We start from the raw sequence: 7,016 nt of genomic DNA on the forward strand, positions 1-7,016 counted from the left end.
GTTGGTTGTTCCAGCAGCGCTACCTCATTGTGGACGATCCTCGAGATCCTCTTGCCAGGAATCCTTAACTTTAAGCATGATTTCTGCTCAAAGATGTGTTAGCCAATACAGGATCTTTACTTCACGCTAAACTTCAGATCCGGAGAGCCGACTCTTGCCCGCAGCTTGTGGCCGAGGGGGGCCTCCAGGTGCGCCTTGGAGCCCGACACTGGGATCCCTCTAGCAGGTGGGGTTAGAGCAAGCCGAAATGAGTTTGGAGGAGTGCCGCATCAAGCTCCTTCCTTGCGGCCTTGCCCTCGGCGTGGGTAAGTTTCTGCTGACTTTGAGCTGGGCTCTCTTCCGCCGGAACCTAACCTGCTCTCTGTCCGCCGCAACCTGGCTGTTGGTGGAGAAGCCTGCAAGGAGCGTGCACTGGGGTGGAAGCTAGCTTGCAGACCAGTTCAGGGTTTCTCAAGGGCGGCACTTCCTTATCCAGGGCTTTCGCGCCGCGTTTTTCGGGGAGTTCACCTAGGTTACTGTCAAGGTGCGCAGGGCACCCTATGGCAACGTCAAACAGGACTTAGCTCCGCTCCGAGATGGGGATGTACCGTTGCTGTCGCTTACCGGTGTAGACCTGGGTGGGGCGGAAGAGGCGATTATCCGCCAACTGCTCCCGCCAATGGGCCAGCCAACCTGCTACCCGGGCAATGGCAAACACTGCTGTAAACAAATCCTCTGGGATCCCCAACTTGGCGTAGACCAGACCTGAGTAGAAGTCCACATTGGGGTAGATGCCCTTTGGCCCCAGCAGCTCTGCGCACACCCGTTCCACCTCTAGGGCAATGTCGTAGTACTTGTCGTGGCCGTAGCGCTCGAACAGCTTCTCAGCAATCTGTTGCAGGATGGTGGCCCGCGGATCCTTCACTTTGTAGACGCGGTGCCCCATGCCCATAATCCGCTCTTTTCTGGCCAGCTTTTCCTCAATGAACAAGCGTACATTCTCCACCGAGCCAATCTGCCGCAACAGCTTCATCACCTCTTGGTTGGCTCCGCCGTGCAGCAACCCTGAAAGGGTGCCCACTGCTGTGGCCAGGCTGCTATAGGGGCTAGCCAAGGTTGAAGCACTAACCAAAAGGGCAAAAGTTGAAGCGTTGACGGTGTGCTCGGCGTGCAGGATGAGGCAAGTATCGAAAACGCGGGCCAGCCAGGGATCTGGCTTTTTGCCCGAGAGCATGTAGAGGAAATTGGCGGCATGATCCAGGCTGTCGTCAGGGGGAATGGGATCGTTGCCCTGGCGCATCTGGTGAAACATGGCCACCATCGTCGGCAGTTTAGCCAGCAGACGGGTAACCGTGACAAAGACGTAGTCGGGATCTGACTCCCGCACGGGGTAGAACATGCCCAAGCTGGCGACACAGGTCTGCAGAGCGTCCATCGGGTGGCCCGATTCGGGAAATGACTTGATCATGTCGCGGATGCGGTACTTGACCCGCCGATGGCTGCGGACAGCCTGATCAAAATTGTCCAGCTCTGACTGGGTCGGCAGCTTGCCAAAAATCAGCAAATAAGCTGTCTCTAGAAAGGTACTATGAGCCGCCAGCTCCTCAATGGGGATGCCGCGGTATTCCAGGATCCCTGCCTGGCCATCGACAAAGCTAATGTTAGAGCGCGTGGCCGGAACACCTTCTAGCCCAGGCCTGTATTCCGCCATAGTTGAATGCCTATGTGCTCCCTCAAACGAGAGAACTAAGGGCGCTATTAGACTTGCCATCCCCTCATTAAACCACGAGAAGGCCTGGCCCGTAAGCCCCCGGCTGCAGGGAGCCGTTGACCCAACTGTAGCTGCCAAGGATGGTGCCGGGAGGGATCCGAGCATGGGGTCCCAAGCGGGTATGGGCGCCAACGTAGCAAGGGGCTTGCAGCTGGACGGCGGGATGGATCTCAGCCGTTTTGTGAACCCAGATCCCGGGCGCCTGCTCTTCCACATCCTCGAGAGGGAAATCCCTCATCCGACCTAGGAGAATGTCCAACTGGCCCTGGTAGTAGCTGGCCGGCGTGCCTAGATCCCGCCAGTAACCCGTGTGCAAGTAGGCTTGCAGCCGCCGCCCTTGCTGGAGCAGATCGGGGAAGACGTGCCGCTCAAAACTGAGGGGATCCCCGCTAGGGTAGTCCTTGAAAATGGCTGGCTCGAGGACGTAGGTACCGGCGTTGATGGTGTTGGTGGTTAGGGTGAGGGCTTCCGCAGGGGTGGGCTTTTCCCGAAAGGATTGGATTTGACCCCCTTCCCCCACCTCCACCAGGCCATAGGCGGTAATGTCCTCAACACAGACAAGCGTAAGGGTGGCGACGGCCCCACTCTGTAGGTGGCATTGGATCAAGGCCAACAAATCCAGATCGGTGAGGATATCGGCGTTGAAGACTACCAGGGGATCCCCGCTGAAATAGGGCTGGGCCAACACCAACGCCCCCGCCGTATCCAGAGGTGTTTCTTCGACGATGTAGCGGAGCTTCACCCCCCAGGCAGTGCCATCTCCCAAAGCCGCCTCGATCTGCCGGCCCAGATAGCCCACGCTAAGCAAAATCTCTGTCAGCCCCGCCCGGCGGCAGCGCCCAATTAGCCACTGCAAAAAGGGCACCCCCAGCAAAGGCAGTAAGGGCTTTGGCTGCCATAGGGTCAAAGGCCGTAAGCGAGTTCCCTGCCCCCCTGCTAAAATCACCGCCTGCATAGCCGTCCTCAAGCCACCTTTCCCGCCTAGATAGTAGGGGAAAAGGACTTGGTCTGCCAGAGCCGACTGGCCAAGGCTAGCTCAGGCCTAGAGGCGAGCCAGGGACGCCACTGCACCAAACGAGGATCTGCGATCTGCTAAGCTGACGGCTCTAGATCCCGGTGGGCAGCCAGGATGGCCTGGGCAGCCAACTGGCCAGAGAGAGTAGCCCCTTCCATGCTGTCGATGTAGTCCTGGGCAGTGTAGCTGCCAGCCAGGAAGAAGTTGGGCACGGGGGTTTTCTGCTGGGGCCGATAGGGCTCCATGCCCGGCGCCTCGCGGTAGAGGGAGTGGGCTAGCTTGACCACGCTGTACCAGGTCAGGTTCAGCTGCCGCGAGGAGGGGAAGAGCTCATGCACTTGGTGTAGCACCCGCTGGGCAATCTGCTCGTTGGGCATGGAGATAAAGGGATCCCCAGGGGTAAGCACACACTGCAGCAGGGATCCCTGGCCGGGTTTGTAGTAGTCGGCGGGGCTGGTGAGGGCGAGATCCGCAAAGCAGGAGAAATCAGCATCGGCGGTGTAGAGGAGGTTGTCGATGCCGAGCGGCTGGGGGTAGTCGGCAGCGCGTTTGGCCCGGCCCTTCAGCTCCGTCACCCAGCCGTCGAAGCGCAACTGCACCGTGGCAACCGGCACAGAGTCCAGCTTGTAGATGTTGTCGAATTGGGGCCACTGCCGCCACACCTGTGGGATCAGGCGTTTTGCCCCTTCTACCGCCGTTGCACACACATACACATCCGCCTCCACGCGCTCGCCGTTGGCCAAAACCAGGCCGGTTACCGCGTAGGGAGGGGAGTCGCTCACTTCAATGCGGCTGACCCCGCGGCGGGTATAGACCTGGCCACCGCGGGCTTGCAGGTAGCGGACGATGGGCTGGGTGAGGTAATTGTCCGGGGCCCCCTTGAGAAGATTGAGCTTGGAGGCATCGGTTTTGCTGGCAAACATCTGAAAAATGGTCAGCATGCAGCGGGCAGAGATCTGCTCCGTATCGATGAAGCCTAGGGCATAGGCAATTGGGTTCCACATCCGCTTCAGGCTGGCCTCGGATCCCCCGTGGCGGCGGAACCACTCGGCAAAGCTCATCCGATCCAAGGCGCGAATCTGCCGCATTGCTCCTTCGTAATCCAGCAGGCCACGAATCAGAGGGCTAGTGCCCAGCGCCAGAGCGTTGCGCAGCTTATCGGCCCAGGAGAGCTGCTCGGTGGTAAAAAAAGCCTTGAGGCCGTTGAAGGGCGCTCCTAGGGGAAAGCGAAAATCGAGGCTGGCCACCTGCCCACCGCGGTTGATAAAGGTGTGGACGTGCTGCTTGGGCAGCAAATTCTCGTAGGCCCCCACCTTTTTCATCAGAGCAAACAGGTTGCTGTAGTTGCAGAAAAAAACGTGCAATCCCATCTCAATGTGGTTGCCCTCGGCATCCTGCCAGGATCCCACCTTGCCACCAACAAAGGGCCGTGCCTCATAGATCCGCACCTCATGGCCTGCCTCAGCCAAGTGAACCCCCGTTACCAAGCCGGCCAGTCCTGCCCCAATAATGGCTACCCGCATCGCCATTCCCTAAGCCCCGCCAGGGGCTGACGCAACTGCAAAGAAAGATGAACTTCTCCCATTTTGGAACAAAATGCCGCCCACACCCCCCCTTGACAGACAGCCGCAAAATTTGTCACTATACGTGGTCAGCTAGTGCGGATGTAGCTCAGTGGTAGAGCTTCTCGTTGCCAACGAGAAGGTCGCGCGTTCGAATCGCGTCATCCGCTTCTCTGCCATCTACCCTTAGCCCCTCCCCCTAGGGGGAGGAAGGCCAGTCAGCGCCTGTAGAAGGTCTCTAAGCTGTGGCGGTCGCCCACGAAGCGCCAGTGCCAGGGCTCGTAGCTTACCCCTTGTGGGTTGCCGCGGGGAAAGGATAGCTCAAAGCCGAAACGAGCAGCATTTTTCTCCAGCCAGCGGAACGCAGGAGTCTTTTCAAAAGCTTCCTGGATATCCCACTGCGGAAACTGGGCATCCCCAATGTCGATGGCGTAGCCAGTGTGATGCTCACTATAGCCAGGGGGGGCGCTGACCGCTGCCCGTTCTTCTGGTCGCAGAGCCTTCGCTTGGGCTACTTGAAAAAACAACGCCTCCTGCTCCGCCACTGAGCGAAACCCAGAAATAGGGACAAGACGGATCCCGTCGGCTAGGGCCGCTGCGCTCATTCGCCGGTAGCTCTCGGCAGCAGCGTGGCGCAGGCGCACCTCGCGACCGTGGTAATAGCCCACCACCTGGAGACTCTCTGGCGGAGCTTCGGCATAGGCATAGTGGCCCAGCAGAGAAGGCCTGCCCTCTCCTGGTTGAGGTTGAGAACCAGAGAGCTGGCCAGCCTCCTCCTGCTCTAGGGGCTCTCTCCTTTCCTCTGATCCCGGCAACCTACCCACTGCCCACGCTGTTGAGAGCAGCAGCGCAAGCAAGGCTAGACCTAGACCTAAGCCCAGGCTCCAGGAAGCTGAGGAACTTTGTGCTTTTGCTGGAGGGGGAAGGTAGCGACGCGCAACTGGAATGTCGTCGTTCATACCCAAAGAAGGTTAGGAGGCAAGCCCCTCAGGCTCAGCCTCCTCACAGGCCCAAGTCTGCCAAGATATCGCGGGCGTGGGTTTCGGTGTTGATGTTTTGGTAGACCCTAGCAATTTTGCCCTCACCATCAATGACGTAGGTTACTCGCTTGGCGTAGCCGCCTCCGTCCACGTCGTAGGCGCGGGCAATCACACCGTTGCTGTCCACCAAGAGGGGGAAGGGCAGGTTGTACTTTTCGGCAAACTTCTTGTGGGAGGCTTGGTCGTCCATGCTCACCCCCAGCACCACCAAGCCTTTGCTCTGATAGTCAGCGTAAGCATCACGGAAGCCGCAGGCTTCTTTGGTGCAGCCAGGGGTGTCATCCTTGGGGTAAAAATAGAGGATTACCGTTTTCCCAGAAAAATCGGCCAGGGAAACCGGGTTGCCATGGGTATCGATGGTGTTAAAGCCAGGAGCAGGGGTGCCAACCGCGAGAACCATAGACAGGTAACCTAAAGGGGAATAGGACTGCCCTCAGCATTTTCTTCAGCCCTCCTCCTCCCTGTCAAGCGCCGGATTCGGCCCGGCTGTCCGTTGCAACTCGGCCACCACCTCCTGGAGCTCCGCCGCCAACCCCGAAGGTAGCCGTCGTCCTAGGATCTCCGCCAGTGAGCGGTAGTACCAGAGGGATCCCTCCTTACCGCCGGAGAAGCGCTCCCAGAGCTGATCCCCCAGCTGGCGAAAGTCCCGCAGGAGGCAGCGGGCGTTGTGCAGCTTGTCAGCTGCAGCCACCAACAGAACCGAAGCATCTGCTGTTTCCAAATGCTTTAGGTAGGCCGTTTTCCGCTCTTTCCAGTTTTCTTTGGGCTGGCCTCGGGAGCTATCGCTTTCAGTATCCGTGCAGCCCAAGATGATCTGCAGCACTCGTTCTCCAAAGCGCTCCCGCAGCTGCTGTTCAATCTGGGCCCGTGGCTCGCCGCTACAGCGGGGGCCATCCTCGAGGCTGTCATGGAGCAAAGCGGCAATGGCCTCATCCTCATCGGCGCCGTACTCGAGAGCAATGGAGGCCACCGCCAGCAGGTGGCTGAGGTAAGGGATCCCTGTTCCCTTGCGGGTTTGAGCAGCATGCCATCGGTAGGCGTAACGCATGGCCTCGGCAAACCGCGGCGTCAACTGAGTGGACATTTGAGTGGACATCGGTACCTCTCCGGTCAGGGTTGGAACAAGATTGGGCAGGGATTGCAAGCAACTGGTCGAAACCGCAGAGTTCAGCCGCTGGCCGCTGTCTGTTTTACTGCTAGCGGCTCCGGGATCCCAGCCCCCTGCCAAGTGTACTGCCAGGCAAATGACCTGGGCGTGGGTATTTGGCTGCTAGATGGCACCTCTAGGCAGCGGCCCTGGCTTGGGGGTAGGATCAGCTCCCCCTCCCCATTGGCCTTGCGGCTGCTATCGGCATAGGTGACGACCGGCTTGGTTACCACCTAGGTGGTCCAGCTTTCTCAGCTCAGTTAGAGGGGATCCCCATTGCTGAGTGCTGGTGTGCAGGTCAGCGCCGTCAGTGAACACCCCCAAAGCTTGGCGAGTGGGGGCCAACTGTTGCCACACTAACAGATGCGACGTGGGCCGGGCTTCGAGAGCGTCAATCCGCGCCTGTATCGTCTCCAGTTGAGCCGCTATCTGTTCCTGTTGCTGCCAGCTCTGCCCTAGGGCTGGGCAAAGCCGCTCTTCGCAGCGGCGGACGGCTGGGTAC

At 59.3% G+C, this 7,016-nt stretch carries 7 protein-coding genes and 1 tRNA gene; 1 reads left to right on the forward strand and 7 read right to left on the reverse strand.

What is annotated here, in order from left to right; genetic code table 11:
- Positions 1 to 559: 559 nt before the first annotated feature.
- The 3 genes from NW827_RS10955 to zds form a co-directional block, all read right to left on the reverse strand.
- A complete protein-coding gene (locus NW827_RS10955; RefSeq protein ID WP_414359885.1) occupies positions 560 to 1,690 on the reverse strand; it encodes a citrate synthase in 1,131 nt (376 codons plus the stop codon).
- A gap of 67 nt (positions 1,691 to 1,757) precedes the next feature.
- The gene (locus NW827_RS10960) at positions 1,758 to 2,717 is read right to left on the reverse strand and encodes a sugar phosphate nucleotidyltransferase (protein WP_414404056.1); all 960 of its coding nucleotides are present in this window, start codon (positions 2,715 to 2,717) and stop codon (positions 1,758 to 1,760) included.
- A gap of 125 nt (positions 2,718 to 2,842) precedes the next feature.
- Positions 2,843 to 4,288, reverse strand: a complete 1,446-nt coding sequence (zds, locus tag NW827_RS10965) for a 9,9'-di-cis-zeta-carotene desaturase (protein ID WP_414503688.1) — start codon at positions 4,286 to 4,288, stop codon at positions 2,843 to 2,845.
- A gap of 137 nt (positions 4,289 to 4,425) precedes the next feature.
- Between zds and NW827_RS10970 the strand changes: the two genes are divergently transcribed.
- Positions 4,426 to 4,497 (forward strand) — tRNA-Gly (locus NW827_RS10970).
- Positions 4,498 to 4,545: 48 nt separating this feature from the next.
- On the opposite strand, the gene NW827_RS10975 is transcribed toward NW827_RS10970, so the two are convergent.
- The 4 genes from NW827_RS10975 to NW827_RS10990 form a co-directional block, all read right to left on the reverse strand.
- Positions 4,546 to 5,151 (reverse strand): D-alanyl-D-alanine carboxypeptidase family protein, encoded by a 606-nt coding sequence (locus NW827_RS10975; protein ID WP_414359894.1) that lies wholly within the window; start codon positions 5,149 to 5,151, stop codon positions 4,546 to 4,548.
- Positions 5,152 to 5,329: 178 nt separating this feature from the next.
- The gene (locus NW827_RS10980) at positions 5,330 to 5,767 is read right to left on the reverse strand and encodes a peroxiredoxin (RefSeq protein WP_414359897.1); all 438 of its coding nucleotides are present in this window, start codon (positions 5,765 to 5,767) and stop codon (positions 5,330 to 5,332) included.
- A 45-nt stretch (positions 5,768 to 5,812) separates the two neighbouring features.
- Positions 5,813 to 6,451, reverse strand: a complete 639-nt coding sequence (locus NW827_RS10985) for an HD domain-containing protein (RefSeq protein WP_414359900.1) — start codon at positions 6,449 to 6,451, stop codon at positions 5,813 to 5,815.
- 261 nt (positions 6,452 to 6,712) lie between these two features.
- The coding region (locus tag NW827_RS10990; RefSeq protein ID WP_414503689.1) for a hypothetical protein at positions 6,713 to 7,016 on the reverse strand (304 nt) is incomplete at its 5' end.

This window comes from Synechococcus sp. H70.1 (assembly GCF_047502705.1).
Lineage (GTDB): Bacteria > Cyanobacteriota > Cyanobacteriia > Thermostichales > Thermostichaceae > Thermostichus.

Coding starts and splice junctions, on each gene's coding strand:
- NW827_RS10980 (WP_414359897.1), bottom strand. CDS start 5,767: ATGGTTCTCGCGGTTGGCACCCCTGCTCCTGGCTTTAACACCATCGAT.
- zds (WP_414503688.1), bottom strand. CDS start 4,288: ATGCGGGTAGCCATTATTGGGGCAGGACTGGCCGGCTTGGTAACGGGG.
- NW827_RS10985 (WP_414359900.1), bottom strand. CDS start 6,451: ATGTCCACTCAGTTGACGCCGCGGTTTGCCGAGGCCATGCGTTACGCC.
- NW827_RS10955 (WP_414359885.1), bottom strand. CDS start 1,690: ATGGCGGAATACAGGCCTGGGCTAGAAGGTGTTCCGGCCACGCGCTCT.